Annotated in this window: 1 protein-coding gene; it reads left to right on the forward strand. The window is 62.2% G+C overall.

Annotation, left to right across the window (positions count from 1 at the left end; genetic code table 11):
* Positions 1–193: 193 nt before the first annotated feature.
* Positions 194–450, forward strand: a 257-nt coding sequence (locus tag AXK60_RS26715) for a hypothetical protein (RefSeq protein ID WP_139058160.1), incomplete at its 3' end; no start/stop codon positions are given.

Consider the following 450-nt stretch of genomic DNA (forward strand, 5'->3'; position numbering starts at 1 on the left):
GGTGGTGTCAATCGTGTCTGCAACTCAAACCAACCGAGACGCAGCGACTGGTGCACCGACCGCCGTGGCGACTACGTCGCTGCCTGGGGATGCCCCGTCAACGCCGTCAACTTCAACGCGCCTGCCACCGAACCAGCTCTGCACGGACTGGAAGGTCTTCTACGGCAGCATTGCCGATCAATGGTCCGCAACCATGCCTAAAATCGATGCGGCAGTACGCACGTCAGACCCGGACCGTCAGCAGGCACTTCGTGCCGAGCTTGCGGGGACTACCGCCGCGATGATGCTGCAGCTGAACTCGCTGCTTGAAAAGTCCGAGAATGGGAACGTGGCCGACACGCTGAGGCGATGGCGCGACGCGTATGTCGCCCTCTACGCCGAGGTTGGCGCCGGCTGGGTGAAGAGTCGGATCGACCCGCTGGTGATCAAAGCAAACGAAGCGAAGCACGC

It is taken from the genome of Tsukamurella pseudospumae, from assembly GCF_001575195.1.
GTDB lineage: Bacteria > Actinomycetota > Actinomycetes > Mycobacteriales > Mycobacteriaceae > Tsukamurella > Tsukamurella pseudospumae.